This is a genomic window from Winogradskyella bathintestinalis (assembly GCF_030407435.1).
GTDB classification, from domain to species: domain Bacteria; phylum Bacteroidota; class Bacteroidia; order Flavobacteriales; family Flavobacteriaceae; genus Winogradskyella; species Winogradskyella bathintestinalis.
Genome location: NZ_JASDDK010000001.1, coordinates 316,520 through 336,059, shown reverse-complemented (window position 1 = coordinate 336,059; position 19,540 = coordinate 316,520). Strand labels below are relative to the sequence as shown.

Sequence of the window (19,540 nt, the reverse complement as noted above, 5' to 3'; positions counted from 1 at the left end):
TTATACGCTAATTTTTTTATAATAAACTCTCACATTCAGCACCGTCGAAATGTCTTATTTTGTTAAGATAAGAAGGATTTCTCGACTGAGCTCAAAATGACAGCTAAGGCCCTTATTTATGTATTTAATATTCGACACCGAAACTACAGGATTACCAAAACGTTGGGATGCACCTATTACCGATACCGATAATTGGCCGAGATGTATTCAAATTGCATGGCAATTACATGATGACATGGGAAATTGTATTGATCATCAAGATTATTTGGTGCAACCAGAGGGTTTTAATATTCCTTATGATGCGGAGAAAATCCATGGTATTTCTACCGAATTGGCCCAAGAACAAGGTATACCCCTTTCGGAAGTTTTAGAAAAATTCAACATTGCCTTATCAAAAACTAAATTCGTTGTCGGACAAAATGTAAAGTTCGATCTAAATATTATGGGAGCCGAATTTGTGCGCGAAGACGTTACAAATCCACTACAAAAATTACCTGTTTTAGATACTTGTACAGAGCATACTGCAGAATTATGTAAGTTGCCTGGCGGACGTTATGGAAAGTTTAAATTGCCAACTTTAACAGAATTGCACGAGTATTTATTTAACCAACCATTTGCCGAAGCACACAATGCTACCGCCGATGTCGAAGCAACCACACGTTGTTTTTTAGAATTAATAAGACGTAAGCAATACACCAAAGAACAACTCGATGTTCAGCCAGATTATTTTGAAAATTTCACACAAGAAAATCCTGCTGAAATTCAACTGATTGGTTTAAAACACATCAACTTAAAAAAGGAGAGTGCTAAAATCAATGCACGCTTACAAAAAGAACAAGCCAAAGTCACACCAGTTGTTGTTGATAAAGAAGCGGCTTCACAAATAAAGGATGTCGATTTTGCGCATTTGCATAATCATTCTCAATATTCTATTCTTCAATCGACCATAAGTGTAAAGGATTTGGTCTCTGCAGCAGCAAGAGAAAACATGCCTGCTGTTGCAATGACCGATCATGGTAATATGATGGGGGCGTTTCATTTTGTAAGTGCAGTATCCAATCATAACAAGGGTGTAAAGGCACAACATAAGCAAGCGGAAGAAGCTGGCTTGGAGAAGAAGGGTAAAATCATAAAGCCAATTATTGGTTGCGAATTTTTTGTGTGTGAAAATCACGCGGACAAAACCAGAAAAGACAACGGTTACCAAATTGTGTTAATGGCCAAAAACAAAAACGGCTATCACAATTTGGCAAAATTATCGTCTGCGGCCTTTACAGATGGCTTTTATTATGTTCCAAGAATTGATAAAAAACTTATTGAACAGTATAAAGAAGATTTAATCTGTCTTACAGGAAATCTTTATGGAGAAGTGCCAAGCAAAGTGTTGAATGTAGGAGAAAATCAAGCAGAAGAAGCTCTGTTGTGGTGGAAGGATACATTTGGTGATGATTTGTATTTAGAGTTAATGCGTCACAATCAAGAAGATGAAAATCGTGTGAATCCCGTATTGATTCAGTTTTCTAAAAAGCACGATGTTAAATTAGTTGCCACTAACAATACGTATTACGTCGATCAAGAAAACGCGAATGCTCACGATATTTTATTGTGTGTAAAAGATGGTGAAAAACAAGCGACACCAATTGGTCGTGGTCGTGGTTATCGTTATGGTTTACCAAATCAGGAATACTACTTTAAGTCTTCGGAAGAAATGAAGGCTTTGTTTCGGGATGTTCCTGAAGCAATTGTGAATATTCAAGAAGTCATTGATAAAATTGAACCTTATGAGTTGGCTAGAGATGTATTGTTACCTGCTTTCGATATTCCGGACGAATTCAAATTTGAAGAAGACGAGGCCGATGGGGGCAAACGAGGTGAAAATGCCTTTCTAAAACATTTAACTTATAAAGGAGCGGAAATCCGATATGGCGAAATTACACCAGAAATAAAGGAACGTCTTGATTTTGAGTTGAGCGTTATCGAAAACACGGGCTATCCAGGATATTTCTTAATTGTTGAGGATTTTATTCGCGAAGCCCGAAACATGGATGTTTCGGTTGGTCCTGGGCGTGGTTCGGCCGCTGGTTCGGTGGTCGCCTACTGTTTGTGGATTACCAATATTGATCCCATTAAGTACGATTTACTTTTTGAGCGTTTCCTAAATCCAGATCGTGTAAGTATGCCAGATATCGATATCGATTTTGATGATGAAGGTCGTGGTCGAGTAATGGATTATGTGATAGAAAAATACGGTGCTAACCAAGTAGCTCAGATTATTACTTACGGAACTATGGCTGCAAAATCCTCAATTAGGGATACCGCCAGAGTGTTGGATTTGCCATTAAATGAAGCCGACCATATTGCCAAATTAATTCCATTGATGTCTAAGCTCGGAAAGATTTTCGGGTTAGATGAAAAAGAATTGGCCAAGAAATTTAGAGCTGAAGATTTAGAGAAAATTAATGAGCTTTTAAATATCTCTGATGGTGATGATTTGCAAGCCGAAACCATCAACCAAGCTAGAATTTTGGAAGGTTCGGTAAGAAATACTGGAATTCATGCTTGTGGAGTTATTATTACGCCAGGAGATATTACCAATTACGTTCCTGTTTCCTTAGCTAAGGATTCCGATTTATACGTCACACAATTTGACAACTCTGTGGTCGAAAGTGCCGGATTGTTGAAGATGGATTTCTTGGGATTAAAGACCTTGACTTTAATTAAGGACACGGTAAAAATTGTTAAAGCTAAGCACAATGTCGATCTCGATCCAGATAGTTTCCCGCTAGATGATGAGAAAACTTACGAGTTATTCCAACGTGGAGAAACGGTAGGTGTGTTTCAATATGAATCACCAGGCATGCAAAAACACATGAAGAATCTTAAGCCTACGGTTTTCGATGATTTAATTGCTATGAATGCCTTGTATCGACCAGGTCCAATGGAATATATTCCAAGTTTTATTGCGCGTAAACATGGTGACGAAGAGATTGTGTACGATTTACCAGAAATGGAAGAATACCTCAAGGAAACCTACGGAATTACGGTTTACCAAGAGCAAGTAATGTTGTTATCTCAAAAATTAGCAGATTTTACCAAAGGTGAAGCCGATGTTTTGAGAAAAGCGATGGGTAAAAAGCAGATTGCGGTTTTAGATAAAATGAAACCAAAATTCATTGAGCAGGCAAGTGCTAAAGGATTAGACGCTAAAAAACTCGAAAAAATCTGGAAAGATTGGGAAGCCTTTGCGAGTTACGCCTTTAACAAATCGCACTCAACCTGTTATGCCTGGATTGCATACCAAACGGCGTATTTAAAAGCGCATTATCCTGCGGAATATATGGCAGCGGTTTTATCGAATAACATGAATGACATAAAATCCGTAACCTTCTTTATGGAAGAGTGTAAACGGATGCGATTACCAGTTTTAGGACCTAGTGTCAATGAGAGTTTTTATAAGTTTTCTGTGAATAAAGATAATGCGGTACGTTTTGGCATGGGAGCGATAAAGGGAGTAGGTCATGGTGCCGTCCAAACTATTGTAGATAATAGGAAAGAAGATGGGAACTATAAATCTATTTTCGATTTGGCAAAACGTATAGATTTGCGAGCTGCTAATAAAAAAGCTTTTGAAGGATTAGCTAATGCTGGCGGATTTGATTGTTGGCCAGACACACACCGCGCACAGTATTTTGCTCATGACGGTGATGGCATTACCTTTCTAGAAAAAGCTGTAAAATATGGTGCAAAACATCAAGAAAATGAAAATTCGGCTCAGGTAAGTTTATTCGGTGAAGCGAGTGATGTGCAGATTGCAGAGCCAATAGTTCCGCCATGTGAAGATTGGGGGACCATGGAAAAGTTATCGCGTGAGCGAGAAGTCGTTGGAATTTATATTTCTGGTCATCCGCTCGATGATTTTTCTATTGAAATGAAAACCTTTTGTAATGGCGTTGTTGCTCACTTTAATAATTTAGAAACGATTGTAAATAAAGAAGTCACCTTTGGAGGTGTGGTCACAGACGTACAACATCGCGTTAGTAAACAAGGTAAAGGTTGGGCAATTTTCACAATTGAAGATTATACCGATAGTTTTGAGTTTCGAATATTCGGCGAAGATTATTTAAAGTTTAGACACTTTTTTGTCATTAATTCTTTTGTCTATGTTCGTGCCTTTGTTCGCGAAGGTTGGGTAAACAGAGACACAGGTAAAAAAGGCGATCCGAGAATACAATTTAATAGTTTTCAATTGTTGCACGATGTTATGGATACTTACGCAAAAAAGCTGTCTATACAACTTAACATTAGAGATTTGCAACAAGATACCATTAGTATCTTACATGATCTAATAACGTTTCACGAGGGCAATCAAACCTTAAATTTTATAGTGTATGATAATGCTGAAAAAATTAAGGTTCAAATGCCTAGCAGAAAAAATAAGATTAAGATTTCTCAAGAATTGTTGAATTCATTGAAGGAAAATGATGTTGTTTATAAGTTGAATTAATAAATCAACGTAATAAAGTATAACAAATTTTTCGAGGAATTAATTGATTATCAATAGAGGGTTTATGAGCTCGCAATGAAATAATGTTGAGGGCTTATTTCAGAGGATAAAAGGTTTGATAATATGTTTTTCTTAATTGATTTAGCAAACAGTTATTTGTTAAGCTTTCGGAGTAGCGTCCATAGTGTTAAATATTTAGCGCAACTATAAAGCTATTACCAAAACAAATACAGTCCATGTAAGGTTTGGCAAAATTTTTGACTAAATTTGTGTTAACTGAAGTAGAATACATTTAAAATATAAATATTATGGCATTAGAAATAACAGATGCGACATTTGAAGAAAAAGTATTAAAGAGTGATAAACCAGTAATGGTAGATTTTTGGGCTGCATGGTGCGGACCTTGCCGTATGGTAGGACCAATCATTGACGAAATCAGCACGGAATACGAAGGTAAAGCTGTAGTTGGTAAACTTGATGTTGATGCCAACCAAGAATTTGCTGCTAAATATGGTGTGAGAAACATACCTACAGTTTTGATTTTTCAGAACGGTGAGGTTGTTGGTCGCCAAGTTGGTGTTGCTCCAAAAAATGCGTATTCAGACGCTATTGATGCACTTTTATAGTCGCACGAAAAAATTAAGTTTCTAAAAGAAATGATAAAAGGTTTGCCAATTTGGTGAACCTTTTTTAGTTTGGACAAAGAAGTCCAAATTTATTAGTGGAGTATATTATAGATATAATATCCCATTAAAGTTTGTTTCTTGTGCTGAATGCACTCAGATTATGTTAAGACTAGGTAAAGATTTCAATTTTACTCTATGGAAGATGTCGCTACAGCGATAGATGAGATGAATATACAACAAGAATTAAATAAAGCGGGAGGTTTTAAAAACCTTGAATTATTAGCGAAGCAAGTTGTGGAAGGCTTTATAGCAGGAATGCATAAAAGTCCGTTTCATGGGTTTTCGGCGGAATTTGCGGAACATAAAATTTACAATCAAGGTGAAAGCACCAAACATATTGATTGGAAATTATATGCTAAAACAGATCGCTTATATACCAAACGTTATGATGAGGAAACGAATTTGCGTTGTCATATTATATTAGACAATAGTAGTTCCATGCATTATCCAGAATCGGCGGGCACTTCTATAGACAACCTTAATAAAATTGCTTTTTCGGCATTAGCGAGTGCGTCTCTAATGCATATTCTTAAAAAACAACGTGATGCTGTGGGGCTGAGTGTTTACAGTGATAATTACGATTTTTACTCTCCTGAAAAAGGCAGTGAGCGTCATCACCAAATGTTGATTCATAAATTGAATGAAACGGTGATTTCTAAACCCGATACGAAAACGACAGAAACATATAAGTATTTACACCAAATTGCAGAAAAAATCCATCGTCGTTCTTTAATTTTTGTTTTTACAGATATGTTTCAGACTTCCGAGGATGACGAAAAATTGTTTGAAGCATTACGACATTTAAAACATAATAAGCACGAAGTGGTTTTATTTCATGTGTTCGATAAAGCCAAGGAACTTACTTTTGATTTTGACAATAGACCAAAACGTTTTATAGATGTTGAAACGGGTGATTATATTAATTTGTATGCTCATAACGTAAAGGTCAATTACGAAAAGGCGGTAAAAGATTACTTTACTGATTTAAAAATTAAGTGCGGACAGTATCGAATTAAATATGTGGAGGCTGATATTTCAGCGGGATTTAATAGCATATTGACAACTTATATGATAGAACGTCAAAAATTTGTTTAATTCTTTATTAGTACTTTTTTTATTCCACATTTTAGCTTTGTATACTTTTAGGCTTTAAAACATTGTTAGGCAGACTATTATAGTTTGGATTAAGTAAGAGACGATTGTTTTTTTTAATTTTAAATAGGCTGCAATATTTGTTCAAAAATTAAAAGTTACATTAAATCAATATTTTTTTGGTTTTTTGTTTGCTAAATTAAAAATGCAGTGTATATTTGCCCTCGCAATTAAGCAACGGTCTGGTAGTTCAGTTGGTTAGAATGTCGCCCTGTCACGGCGAAGGTCGCGGGTTCGAGTCCCGTCCAGACCGCTAAATGGGAAATCAAATTTCCTCAAAACCTTGTAAATCTTATGATTTGCAAGGTTTTATGTTTTTAGGGCAATCATATAATTTCATATCATTTGCATCTAAAAGGTCACAAATCGTCAACATATTTTTTTATCTGCGATTATGTTGACAGATTGACGTAACTTACTGGTGTTAGTATAGTTGATTTGACTTTCGTCTCACTAAATGTTTAATCATTAAAGACGACAATTATGCGAACTTCATCAACATTTTCAATATTGTTTTGGGTGTACGGAAAACGTGCTGTAAACAACAAAGCAAATATCTACATTCGGGTTACCTTAAACGGTAAACGTGTCAACATTAGTCTCAAGAAGAAAATCAATATTTCTACTTGGGATGAAAAACTACAAAGAGCAAGTGGGACCGATAAGGATTCCCGTATTCTCAATCTTTACTTGAACGAAGTACAATCAAAAGTATATAGGATTTACGAAGATTTCAAGAGGGATGAAGTGCCTTTCACTTCCCAAATGGTCAAAGCCAAATTTTTAGGCGAAGATAAAACACGTTTTTCCTTTCAAAACCTTGTTGATTACTACAATGAAAAGATGCAACATAAGTTGCATAGGAATACGATGGGTCAATATAAGACCAGTCAACGTTATATGATGGAATATATTCTAAAGGAATACAAACTGACAGACATCCCACTTTTCAATCTTGAATATGGTTTTATCGTGGGCTTTGAAGATTTTCTTCGGTCGTATGTACCTAAAAGCGGACAATCTAAAATTGGCAATAATACCGCAATGAAGCATATTAAGCGTTTACGCAGAATGGTTACTCTTGCCTATCGGATGAAATGGATTGAAAGAGACCCGTTTGTCAATTTTAAAATGAAAATTGAAAAGAAAGAACGTGGTTTCCTTACAGATTTTGAATTATTAAGTATTGAAGATTTGTCTTCTTCCATAGAGCGTCTTATGGTTGTGAAAGATTTATTTGTTTTTAGTTGTTACACCGGTATTTCTTATGTTGACATTGTACAATTAAATGAAGATAATATTGTAATGGGTATAGATGGTAGTCCTTGGATAATGGCCGAAAGAGTAAAAACAGGTGCACCATTCAAAATTCCACTATTACCCAAAGCTGCAATCTTAATAGATAAATACAAAGACCATTATAGAACCAATGACACATCCAATCTTTTGCCCAAGTTATCTAATCAGAAATTGAACAGTTATTTAAAGGAAATCGCTGACCTATGTGGTATCAAAAAAAACCTGACTTTTCATATGGCGCGCCATACTTTTGCTACCACAGTAACTTTAAGCAATGGTGTTCCAATAGAGACAGTATCTAAATTATTAGGGCATACCAAACTATCCACAACACAAATCTATGCAAGGGTCGTTGAGAGGAAAGTGAGTGATGATATGGCGCTTCTCAAATCAAAAATTGGTTGATGAAATTTTATAAGCATTTACTAACTGTTGAAATCTTCAATTGAGATTTTAACAGTTTGCATTTTCATTCCACTACCTTTACAGACTAAAATAGTGTGTATGATTATAAAGGTAAAATGGGAAGATTTTAAAGAAGAAATCGATGGGTTTGTATCTACTGGAAATGCAATTGTCGATAAATATAGGTCTTCAAAAACAGAAGATGAATTTAATAATTTTAAGGAAGAAAAACAATCTTGGGAAAATACTGTTGTTAGCTATGTTCGAGCATCTTTTGAACCAGAAAACAGAAATTTTGCAAATGAGTTTAAAGCTCAAAGAGGATATAATACTGGCTTTAAATTAGGGACTGACCAAAAAATTAAAAATGAAATTCAAGCCCTAAAAGATGAAATCAACGGGCTTGACTACTACTTGAAAATGTTATTCATTTCAGATGCAATTGTAAGGCCAGATGAAATTGATTTGAATGAACGTCAAAATCTTGACACCGAAGGCATACTCGAACTAATACTTTCAAAACTATATGACCTTTATAAAGATGGTAAATACCATTCTATTAACTGGATTCTTGAAGGCAATGGAATTAAATTAAACGGTCGTGGCGAAGATTGGGACTATGGAAGAATGCTTGAAAACCGAGGATTTATTGAATGTATGAATGGCAGGAATGTAAATGCCAAACTGAAATTGGAAGGTAAATATGCCATTGAGCAATCAAGAAAAGCCCAGACAACGGACTATTCCAAAATTAGTAATTCCGATGAGGAACTGAAAGAACTTATAAAACAGGTTCTCTCGAAAATTGAAGGTTTAGGTTTTGGACAGCAAATTATTTTCGACGAGTTCGATGAGCTTCGCGATGACATTCCGCATTTGAGCAAAAAGTCATTTGGTCAATTATTAAAATCGAAACTTGGCGATTTAGTAACAGCCAAGGCATTTGATAAGGCATTAGCGAGCGAAATATTCAAAGAATTTACAAGTCAAGTATTGCCATTTTAATTTATGAGGTTACGCAATACGTGTTTTCAGATAAACAACGTATCTATGGTAAATCTACAGTTTCCTTCTTCGTAAATAATCTTGAGCCAGATGATAGTGTAACACGAACTTTTGAGAGTGAAGATGAGACCGTGAATTGGCTTATGGACAATGACGATTACCCAAGAATGTTATTTGAAAACCTATTTCACACATCCAATTCTGTAATATTTCATTGCGGTGTTAAAGAGCCTATTACAAATTCCTATTCAAATGCTGTAAAAATTATATTGACATTTTTCTTTCACAACAACCATACGCTATCAAACAAACTTCATCCACAAAGAGGCAGATGATACATTAAATAGTGTGATTAATTTCTGATTTCATACTGCTGATTAATCTTTGCACAGCCTGTGCATCGATTAATTTGTATCTTTGTCAAACTTTATGAAAATATTCTTTTCCATATCAATGTCAATTTTATTCTTTTTTCAGGGAATTAGCATTGATATGGACTTTTGTGGACCAATTAAAGAAATTTCAAGCATTATTACCCATTATCAAGACCATAAAGTTTATGGAGACTCTTTCCTTGAATATGTAGTTGAAGATTACATTGACAATGATGCAAAAAATGAAGGGCATCATAATAACCCAGATAAGGAGAATACACCAGTCCATTCCCATCATCAATGTTGTCACCCTTTAGTATTAATTATTGCGAACAACAATTCGGTTTTAACCAATCGACTAAAGTTTGAAGAGAAAAAACAGTTTAACTTACATAAAGTAAACTTCACTTCCAGATATCTGGAATCGCTTTTCCAACCCCCTAAAGTATAATTCAGTTTTTTTTAGGATAGCTATATCCTACCGTGATGCTTTTCAAAGTAAGTATCGCATCATAAACGCATTGCATTTCTTTGCATTGCGATGTTTAAACTGAATTAATACTTTTTCTATGATTAACAAAATCATTTCATTTTCCATTAATAACAAGTTTATTATTGGGCTCTTTATAGTGGCACTTGTAGGTACGGGCATTTGGTCTATGGCCACTATAAATCTGGGTTCTGTACCCGATATTACCAACAACCAAGTACAGGTTATTACAGTTGCCCCAAATTTAGGTACTGAAGACATTGAACAATTTGTTACTTATCCGGTAGAATTGGCAATGGCAAATCTACCAGACGTTATCGAGCTGCGTTCGGTGTCTCGTTTTGGATTGTCAGTTGTTACTATCGTATTTGAGGACGAGGCAGGCACATATCTTCCCCGGCAATTAGTGCAAGAGAAATTAACCGAAGTTGCCGGAGAAATCCCCGAAGGCTTCGGCACGCCATTTATGGCCCCAATTACCACAGGTTTGGGCGAAATCTACCAATACAGCCTAAAAGTAAAGGAAGGCTACGAAGATAAATACGATGCAATGGAGCTTCGTACCATCCAAGATTGGATTGTAAAACGCCAAATGGCATTAGTTCCAGGAGTCGTCGAGGTAAATGCTTTTGGAGGATTTGTGAAGCAATATGAAGTAGCCATAAACCCCAATAAGCTAAAAAGTTTCGGTATTACAATGAACCAGGTCTTTGAAGCCCTTAAAGTGAACAATGCCAATACTGGAGGTGCCTATATAGAAAAAAATAACCAAGCCAATTTTATCCGTGGCGAAGGCTTGGCCCGAAGTATCGCCGATTTGGAAAACACAGTTGTAACTACTCAAAACGGTAGTCCCGTTTTAATACGGGATGTCGCTGAAAAGGTTGGATATGGCAGCCAAGTACGCTATGGCGCTTTTACCCAAGATGGACACGAATCTGTGGGCGGACAAATTTTAATGCTGAAAGGCGAAAGCCCAGGCGACGTGATCGAAAATGTGGAAAAGCGTATTGTAGAAATTCAAAAATCCCTGCCGGAAGGCGTTTATATTGATGCTTTTTTAAGTCGAAGTGAACTTATTGAGGCAACCACAAGTACCGTTAAAACAAATCTAATAGAAGGTGCCCTTATTGTCATATTTGTTTTGGTCTTGCTTTTAGGAAGCTTCCGTGGTGGCTTGATAGCAGCGTCGATAATCCCTTTATGCCTATTATTTGCATTTATTTTGATGAAACAATTTGGCATTTGGGCAAATTTAATGTCCTTGGGTGCGATCGATTTTGGGATTATTGTAGATGGTGCGGTGATTATCGTGGAAGGAGCGGTTTTCCACATTCATCAACGGATGAAAAAATCCACAACCGCCATTAACCAAGCTGAAATGGATGAAATCGCCTATGACTCTTCAAGTAAAATGATGAATTCTGCCTTCTTCGGTCAACTAATTGTTCTTATAGTTTTTACACCTATTCTGTTTTTGACCGGTGTGGAAGGGAAAATGTTTCGACCAATGGCATTTACATTTGGTTTTGCCGTTTTAGGGGCAATTATTCTTTGCCTTACCTACGTACCAATGATGTCATCATTATTTTTAAAACCTGCTAAAAATCAAAATAGTTGGTTTGCCAAATTTGAAAACAAGATTGATAGGTTCAGTGATAAAATTATGGGGGTTCTGAATCGTATCTATCTGCCTATATTAAATTTTGCACTTCGCTTTCGGGCAGGTGTGGTTATAGGCGCGGTTGCCTTGCTTTTGATTGCAGGATTTATTTTTAGCAATATGGGAGCAGAATTTGTCCCTAAATTTGATGAAGGCGATATTGCATTTCAAGCATTGATAAAACCAGGGAGCAGTCTTTCAGAATCTATTGAGGCCTCAGAGAAACTTCAGAATTTAATCAATGAGTTTCCGGAAGTAAAAACAGTAGTTTCAAGGATTGGTGTGGCTGAAATACCAACAGACCCAATGCCTATGGATATTGCCGATAGTTATATTATTCTTGAAAAGGACAAGAGTAAATGGACATCCGCAGATAGTAAAGAAGAACTCATAGAAAAGATTCAAGAAAAAATTTCAGTAGTTCCCGGCGTAAATTTTGTGTTTACACAACCTGTAGAACTTCGTTTTAATGAATTGCTGACTGGTGTCCGTGAAGACGTGGCCATCAAATTGTACGGAGAAGATTTGGACGTTTTGGCAGACAAGATACAGGAAATCGCGGCAGTAATTAGGACCGTTCCCGGAGCGGCTGACATTAATGTGGAGGCTACAAGTGGTTTGCCACAAATGACGGTGGTATATAACCGTGCGAAAATGGCACAATACGGTGTAACCGTTGATAAGCTGAATGATTATGTAAGTGCTTCATTTTCAGGAGAACAGGCAGGAGTCATTTTTGAAGGGGAAAAACGGTTCGATGTGGTCATTCGTTTGGCAGAGGAATATCGACAAGACATCAATAGCTTAAAAAACCTTTATATAGACCTGCCAAACGGTGCACAAGTACCATTAAAGGAGGTGGCAGATATCAGCTATAAACCCGGACCAATGCAGATTTCAAGAGACAATACCTCTCGTCGTACTTCCGTGGGCGTGAATGTTCGTGGGCGCGATGTAAAATCGATGGTCGAGGAAATTCAACAAAAATTGGAAACGGATGTTAAACTGCCACCAGGTTATTTTGTAACCTACGGCGGATCATTTGAAAACCTACAACGAGCATCAGACCGATTGATGATTGTAGTCCCAATCGTTCTATTAACAATATTTGTTCTGCTTTACTTTGCTTTGAATTCAGTTACACAAGCCTTGATGATCTATATGGCAGTGCCTTTGGCGGCCATTGGTGGCGTTTTCGTTTTGTTGATTCGTGGAATGCCTTTCAGTATTTCCGCGGGAGTCGGATTTATCGTGCTCTTCGGAGTTGCCGTATTAAACGGACTCATACTCATAAATAAGTTCAATGAATTAAAAGACAGTGGAATGACAGATTTAAAAAAACGTATATATGAAGCTACGCACGAACGTTTACGTCCAATTTTATTAACAGCCATTACAACAATTATGGGCTTTATCCCAATGGCGATTTCTACCTCTGGTGGTGCCGAAGTACAGCGGCCCTTGGCGACAGTAGTCATTGGAGGAATGCTTACGGCAACATTTCTGACCTTGGTGGTTATTCCTATTCTTTATTATTGGCTTGAATCGAGAAAGGAACGAAACAATAACGATGGAGGTGTAAGCTATGTCAACAAATCAACGAACATTGTAACCGTATTATTGATGGTTGGCGGTTTGATGGCTTCTAGAACTGCTTTTGCCCAAGACACCAATCAAAATGGAACAATGCCAAAAACCTTGACTGTAGATGAGGCCATTGCTATGGCAAAACAGAATTATCCATCGCTTAAGGAAAGTCAGGCATTTATTGAACGGGAAAAGGCACTAAAGGGAACGAGTTTTGACCTTGGTAGCACACAAGTTTTCACGGGCAAAGAAGAATATGGCAATAATCTTCCTGGAGTGCAAACAACCGTTGGCGTGCAACAGGGCAATATCGATTTGCTTTCAGGATTTTCAAAATCGAAGTTTTATAAAGAGCGCATTGCCTTGGGAGAAAAGTTTTATGTGGCCAGTGAACAACAGTTGGTGCGCAATGTGATGCAAGCCTATGACCAAATTAATTATTACAAGGCACAGTTGCGTTTTGCAGACCAATTGGACAGTATTTATGCCAATTTTAAGTCCGCTGCCCAACTTCGGTATGACACTGGAGAAACAGGCAAGTTGGAATTTATTTCAGCCTCTTCCGAATTTCAACAGATTCAAGTGTTGAGGCAACAAGCTTTTGATGATATTGAAATTGCCAAACGTGCCTTAAAACAATATTTGGGAACGGATGAAACCATCGAGACGGTAGATGGTTTTTACGAGCCATTGGATTTTATGGCGACATTGGATTCAACTTCGGTTGCCAATAACCCAATGTTGCAATATGCCTTGCAAAATGCCGAAGTAAGTAAAGCAAATGTGGGCGTTGAAAAATCGCAATTCCTACCGAAATTCAGTTTATCATATGGCAGGCAGGTTGTGGATGATGTTTCAGGGTTTAATACCTATCAGGCAGGTATTAGTATTCCGTTATGGTTTTTTCCGCAGAAGTCAAGGGTTAAGGCAGCCAAGGCAGACGCAATGGTAGCAGAGAATCAATATTTGGAGCAAAAAGCGGTTACAGAAAGTCGTGTTTCACAATTGACCAAATCACTCGAAAAAACAAAGAAGATTTTGCAATATTACGAAGAAGGCGCACTATTGTTGGCAGAAGAACAAATTACCACAGCGCAGTTGGCTTCTAAAGAAGGCGAAATAGATTACGTCAATTATATCACCATTCTTAATAGTGCCATCCGTATTAAACAAAACCATTTACAATACATCAATCAGTATAACCAGCAGACCATTGATATGCAATATCAATTGGGCAATTTATAACCTTAAAAAAAGAGAAATGAAGAATATACTATTAGTTAGTACCGTATTATTTACACTTATGTTTATGAGTTGTAATGATGCCCAAAAATCTGAACTTGGACATAATGAAGCCGAAGGTGTATCAAAGACCAATGAAGTTGGAGAAGATGCACACGGCGAAGAAGGCCACGTTGAAGGAGAGGAAGAAGGTGGTCACAGCGAGGAAGAAGGCGTTGTAGAACTTACAAAGCAACAAGCTGAAACCATCGGTTTGGAAATGAAATCTTTGGAGGAACGGAATTTAGGGAACAACATTAAGGTAACAGGTACGCTGGAACTTTTCCCACAGGATAAGGCGAATATCAGTCCGTTTGTTGGTGGAAATGTGAGTTCCATAAAAGTAATACCTGGAGATAATGTAAGTAAAGGACAGGTATTGGCATATATAGAACACCCAGATATCATTGCAATGCAACAGGAATATCAGGAAAAAAATGACGAACTGGTCTTTTTGAAACAGGATTTTGAGCGCAAGCAGACTCTTTATGACAAAGGTGTTTCTTCTGGAAAGGAATTTCAGATGGCGCAGTCAAAATTTCGTTCCACAACATCCAGCGTCAATGGTTTGCGGTCCCAATTGAGACTGTTGGGCATTAATCCGGACAAAGTGGCTGAAGGCCAAATATATTCCGCTGTTCCCATTACCACACCCATAAGTGGCTATGTGGATGAAGTAATGATTAGCCTTGGCGATTACGTGGCGCAACAATCCAAAATGTTCTCAATAAGCGATAATTCAAAGATTTATGTCAACTTCAAAATATATGAGAAGGACATAAAGCAAATCAAGAAAGGACAACAGATATATTTTTCTACGGCCTCTCGTCCAGATGAACTGCTTAAAGCAACCGTTCGGTCTGTGGGTAAAACATTTAACACCGACCCAAAAGCTTTGGAAGTTCTGGCAGATATTGAAAACGAGGATAAAAACCTATTGCCGGGTATGTACGTGGAAGGGCGAATAGTGCAAGGTGAGAAAAAAGGTTTCGCCGTACCGGAAGCCGCCGTTATAAAAGAAGGCGAGCAATCCTTTATTTTTATTCTGGATGAAGATGGAGAAATGGAAGCGAACAAAATGAAATTTAAAATGATACCCGTAACGGTTGGTATTACTGATTTAGGCTTTGTTGAAGTCAATCTGCCTGCCGAAGTTTCAAAGGACGCCAAAGTTGTCATAAACGGAGCTTATAATCTCTCTTCGGAAATGGTTAAAGGCGAACTGGAACACGGACATTAATTCAATAATAATCAAAGATTTTGATTCCGGGTTTGTTTATCGTCTTAATTAGTTAGTTAAAAATTAGAAAACAGGCTCGGTTCAAAATTGATTTAAAATATTCATAATATGAAGGAAATAAAAGCATTTATAAAACCGAACCGAATCCAAAGAGTCATTGAAGCACTATCAGATAATGGATTTAAAAGTATGACCCTTTCACAAGCAGAAGGAACTGGCGCCTTTAAGTCAAAAGGTGCAAGACCGTCGTTGGATTTTCACGTGACAGATAGTCCAGTGGTTAAGTTGGAACTGGTCTGCCAAAATGAGGAAGCCCAAGTGGCCATTGAAACAATTATAGCCAACGCCAAAACCGACGGACCTGGAGATGGTATTATTTATATAGCAAATATTGAAGATGCCTTTCAGATTAAATCTGGAGATTCCTTAAAACGGTACGACCTATAAAACACTTTGTTGCAAATGGAAAAAATAGTCCAACTACTTGAAAGCAAAGGGATACGACCTACGGCTATGCGCCTAATGACTTATAAACGTTTGGTGGAATTAAAGGTAGCCATCAGTCTTGGCGATTTGGAAAAGGATTTTAAGGTCAGTGAAAGAAGCACCCTATTTAGGACTATGAAAGCGTTTGAAGAAAAAGGTATTGTGCATCAAATTGAGGATGGGACAGGTGTTATAAAATACGCCCTTTGCGAAGAAAATTGTGAGTGCGAGGTCGGCAACGACCTTCATTTACACTTTCATTGCAACAATTGTAATGAAACTGTCTGTTTAACAGAGCATAAAATCCCTCATATCAACTTACCTGATGGCTATATTACCGAGGATATCAACTTGGTGGTAAAGGGCATTTGCGAAAAATGCAGCGACAATCTGGATTAAACGTTTGGTTTTTAAATTCAATTATCATTTATAAATAGTGAGCAATGATAACAATCTATAAAAAAGAGGCTACTGTATATATGGTGGCAGAGAATAAGCTGGATGCCAAGGATTATGAAAACTTGATACCGGTCTTAACAGAACATATAACTGCATATCAGGAAGTTTCCTGGTACATTGAAATGCAAAATTTTGAAGGCTGGACGGTAAGTGCCTATTGGAAGGGCATTGAATTAAATCTTCCGAATGAAACGCATTTAAAGCGTGTTGCTTTAGTGGGTAGCGTTAAATGGCAGGAGCAATTTACCGAGGCATTGCTTCCTTTTTCAGAAGCTCATATAAAATTTTATAAGCCAGAAGAAAAAGACGATGCCAAAGAATGGATAAAAAAAAATAGTAAAAAATGAAAAAAATACAACTAAAAATTCCAGTTATCCTTCCGCAAGTTCCAAACGAAAAAGATACTTGTGTTGAGCGGCTTATAAAAGAATTACAGGCTAAAGAGGGCATCGAAAAAGTACACGTTGCCGATACAAAGGAAGATGACACACCACAGCTCTGTTTTCATTATGACCCCGATATCATTTCTATAGACCGCATTCAATCCCTCGCCGAACGGACTGGTGCTGAAATTACCGAAAAATACGGGCATTTGCTCATTGAGGTTAAAGGAATCAGACATACAAGACAGGCACGTTCCATAGAGAAAAGTCTTTTGGCAATCAATGGGGTTTTGGAGGCTTCCGTTTCGGCCTCTGGAATGGTGCGCCTTGAGTTTGATAAAAAGCAAACAAATTTTGATGAAATAAGTAAACAGATTGAAAAGGAAGACCTTCAGGTTAAGCGGAGTTCTTCAAACGAAAATAATTACACCGAAGCATCCAAAAAAAAACAGGAACGTTCAAAGAAGGAAGATACTAAAGAGCAAACTTCCACAGAGGGCCACGAGCACAAGGAGGGCGAGACCCACGAGGAAGGAGAAGAGCACGCCCACGGTGGGGTTTTCGGTAAAAATACGGAGCTTATTTTTTCCATTATCTGTGGGGCACTTCTCGGGATAGGTTTCGGGCTTTCTTATGTGGAATCCATCCCGGATTGGGTCAGTCTTACTTTGTACATTGGCGCGTACTTTTTCGGTGGTTTCTTTACGGCCAAGGAAGCGGTTCAAACTGTGGCCAAGGGTGGTTTTGAAATTGATTTTTTAATGCTGGTCGCTGCCATTGGTGCCGCCATTCTGGGAGAATGGGCAGAAGGTGCACTGTTGTTGTTTTTATTTAGCCTTGGGCACGCCTTGGAACATTACGCAATGAACAAAGCAAGAAAAAGCATTGCCGCGCTTGCAGACCTTGCACCAAAAACAGCCTTGCTTAAAAAAGATGGTAAGACTGTAGAAGTTGGGATTGAGAAATTGAGTATTGGCGATATTATAGTGGTCAAGCCCAATAGTAAAATATCCGCAGATGGCGTCGTGGTCAACGGAAAAAGTAGTGTAAACCAAGCACCAATTACTGGGGAAAGTGTACCTGTGGACAAAATCCCTGTGGAAGATAAGGACAGAAACTATTCGGCAGACGATGATATCAAGGATGAAAACCGTGTGTTTGCTGGAACTATCAACGGTAATAGTATGTTGGAAATTAAGGTAATCAAAGAAGCCAAAGACTCTACCCTGTCCCGATTGGTTAAACTGGTCAACGAGGCGCAGACCCAAAAGTCCCCCACACAGCTGTTGACCGATAAGTTTGAAAAATACTTTGTGCCATCCGTACTGATATTGGTTGGTGTCTTGCTCTTTGCCTTTCTGGTCATTGATGAACCGTTTAGTGCCAGCTTTTACCGTGCAATGGCGGTATTGGTAGCTGCAAGTCCCTGTGCTCTGGCCATTTCAACACCAAGTGCCGTATTGAGCGGTGTGGCGCGAGCAGCGCGTGGTGGTGTACTCATTAAAGGTGGGAGACCGCTGGAAGATTTGGGCGAATTGACCGCTTTGGCTTTTGATAAAACAGGCACGCTTACCGAAGGCAAGCCCAAACTTACCGAAGTAGTACCATTGGGGGATATTGAAGAAAATGAACTGTTAAAGATAGCCGTTGCCGTTGAAAACTTGAGCGACCACCCTTTGGCCAAAGCCGTCGTAAGGGATGGGAAAGAGCGTCTGAAAGGTACTGATATTATCGATGCGTCAGATTTGGAAGCAGTTCTCGGAAAAGGTATCAAAGCTTCTTTGGGCAAGGATAAAATCTATATTGGAAACCTTGACTTGTACGAAGACCTCGATGAAGCAAAACCATCCGAAGATATATCGAATAAAGTAAAAGAACTTGAAGGTGGTGGAAATACTACGATGCTCATAAGAAGGAACAAAGAATATATAGGTATCATCGCCCTGATGGACACCCCACGGGAAGCGGCCAAGGAAACACTGAAAAAATTAAAGGAAATCGGTATCAAGCGGATGATAATGCTAACCGGGGATAATCAAAAGGTTGCCGATGCCGTTGCTAAAGAAATTGGGTTGACCGATGCCTGGGGAAGCCTGTTGCCAGAGGAAAAAGTAAATGCCATTAAAAAATTAAAAGAACAGGAATCCAAAGTCGCAATGGTAGGCGACGGTGTGAACGATGCCCCTGCAATGGCAAACAGCACCGTAGGTATCGCAATGGGTGCAGCGGGCAGTGATGTGGCCTTGGAAACTGCGGACATTGCCCTAATGGCTGATAAACTGGAAACACTGCCCTTTGCCATAGGTTTGAGCAGGAAGGCAAAGGCCATTATCAAGCAAAACCTTTGGGTCAGCCTCGGTATTGTGGCATTGCTTATCCCATCGACCATTATGGGTTGGGCCAATATCGGTATTGCAGTGGTCATCCACGAAGGCTCAACATTACTTGTGGTTTTTAATGCGTTAAGGCTTTTGGCTTATAAGAAATAAATTTAATAAAAAGGGTTGCTTTTGAATCAAGGTTAAA

At 38.1% G+C, this 19,540-nt stretch carries 13 protein-coding genes and 1 tRNA gene; all 14 read left to right on the top strand.

Going from position 1 to position 19,540, the window contains the following annotated elements; translation table 11 throughout:
* Window positions 1-118 precede the first annotated feature (118 nt).
* The 14 genes from dnaE to QMA06_RS01210 all read left to right on the top strand — a co-directional run bounded on the left by dnaE (window position 119) and on the right by QMA06_RS01210 (window position 19,503).
* Entirely contained in the window at window positions 119-4,504 is a 4,386-nt protein-coding gene (dnaE, locus tag QMA06_RS01275; RefSeq protein ID WP_290205040.1) for a DNA polymerase III subunit alpha, read from the top strand.
* Window positions 4,505-4,812: 308 nt separating this feature from the next.
* Window positions 4,813-5,130, top strand: coding sequence for a thioredoxin (trxA, locus tag QMA06_RS01270; RefSeq protein WP_290205039.1), 318 nt, complete (start codon window positions 4,813-4,815; stop codon window positions 5,128-5,130).
* Between the two features lie 225 nt (window positions 5,131-5,355).
* Complete coding sequence (locus QMA06_RS01265) at window positions 5,356-6,285, top strand: DUF58 domain-containing protein (protein ID WP_290205747.1); 930 nt, start codon at window positions 5,356-5,358, stop codon at window positions 6,283-6,285.
* A gap of 236 nt (window positions 6,286-6,521) precedes the next feature.
* Window positions 6,522-6,595 (top strand) — tRNA-Asp (locus tag QMA06_RS01260).
* 230 nt (window positions 6,596-6,825) lie between these two features.
* Window positions 6,826-8,046 carry a site-specific integrase gene (locus QMA06_RS01255; RefSeq protein ID WP_076547111.1) on the top strand — a complete coding sequence of 407 codons (1,221 nt, stop codon included), beginning with the start codon at window positions 6,826-6,828 and terminating at the stop codon, window positions 8,044-8,046.
* A 99-nt stretch (window positions 8,047-8,145) separates the two neighbouring features.
* Window positions 8,146-9,051 carry a hypothetical protein gene (locus tag QMA06_RS01250; RefSeq protein ID WP_076547110.1) on the top strand — a complete coding sequence of 302 codons (906 nt, stop codon included), beginning with the start codon at window positions 8,146-8,148 and terminating at the stop codon, window positions 9,049-9,051.
* Between the two features lie 20 nt (window positions 9,052-9,071).
* Window positions 9,072-9,386, top strand: coding sequence for a hypothetical protein (locus QMA06_RS01245; RefSeq protein WP_179004449.1), 315 nt, complete (start codon window positions 9,072-9,074; stop codon window positions 9,384-9,386).
* 157 nt (window positions 9,387-9,543) lie between these two features.
* A complete protein-coding gene (locus QMA06_RS01240; RefSeq protein ID WP_290205038.1) occupies window positions 9,544-9,876 on the top strand; it encodes a hypothetical protein in 333 nt (110 codons plus the stop codon).
* A 118-nt stretch (window positions 9,877-9,994) separates the two neighbouring features.
* Window positions 9,995-14,410 carry a CusA/CzcA family heavy metal efflux RND transporter gene (locus tag QMA06_RS01235; RefSeq protein WP_290205037.1) on the top strand — a complete coding sequence of 1,472 codons (4,416 nt, stop codon included), beginning with the start codon at window positions 9,995-9,997 and terminating at the stop codon, window positions 14,408-14,410.
* A 16-nt stretch (window positions 14,411-14,426) separates the two neighbouring features.
* Window positions 14,427-15,686, top strand: a complete 1,260-nt coding sequence (locus QMA06_RS01230) for an efflux RND transporter periplasmic adaptor subunit (RefSeq protein ID WP_027126748.1) — start codon at window positions 14,427-14,429, stop codon at window positions 15,684-15,686.
* 108 nt (window positions 15,687-15,794) lie between these two features.
* On the top strand, window positions 15,795-16,133 hold the full coding sequence (locus QMA06_RS01225; protein WP_027126747.1) for a P-II family nitrogen regulator: 339 nt from the start codon (window positions 15,795-15,797) through the stop codon (window positions 16,131-16,133).
* Window positions 16,134-16,148: 15 nt separating this feature from the next.
* Window positions 16,149-16,571 carry a Fur family transcriptional regulator gene (locus QMA06_RS01220; protein ID WP_027126746.1) on the top strand — a complete coding sequence of 141 codons (423 nt, stop codon included), beginning with the start codon at window positions 16,149-16,151 and terminating at the stop codon, window positions 16,569-16,571.
* Between the two features lie 44 nt (window positions 16,572-16,615).
* Window positions 16,616-16,978 carry a SpoIIAA family protein gene (locus tag QMA06_RS01215; protein WP_027126745.1) on the top strand — a complete coding sequence of 121 codons (363 nt, stop codon included), beginning with the start codon at window positions 16,616-16,618 and terminating at the stop codon, window positions 16,976-16,978.
* Window positions 16,975-19,503 carry a heavy metal translocating P-type ATPase gene (locus QMA06_RS01210; protein ID WP_027126744.1) on the top strand — a complete coding sequence of 843 codons (2,529 nt, stop codon included), beginning with the start codon at window positions 16,975-16,977 and terminating at the stop codon, window positions 19,501-19,503. The genes QMA06_RS01215 and QMA06_RS01210 overlap by 4 nt, the downstream gene beginning before the upstream one ends.
* Window positions 19,504-19,540: the final 37 nt, after the last annotated feature.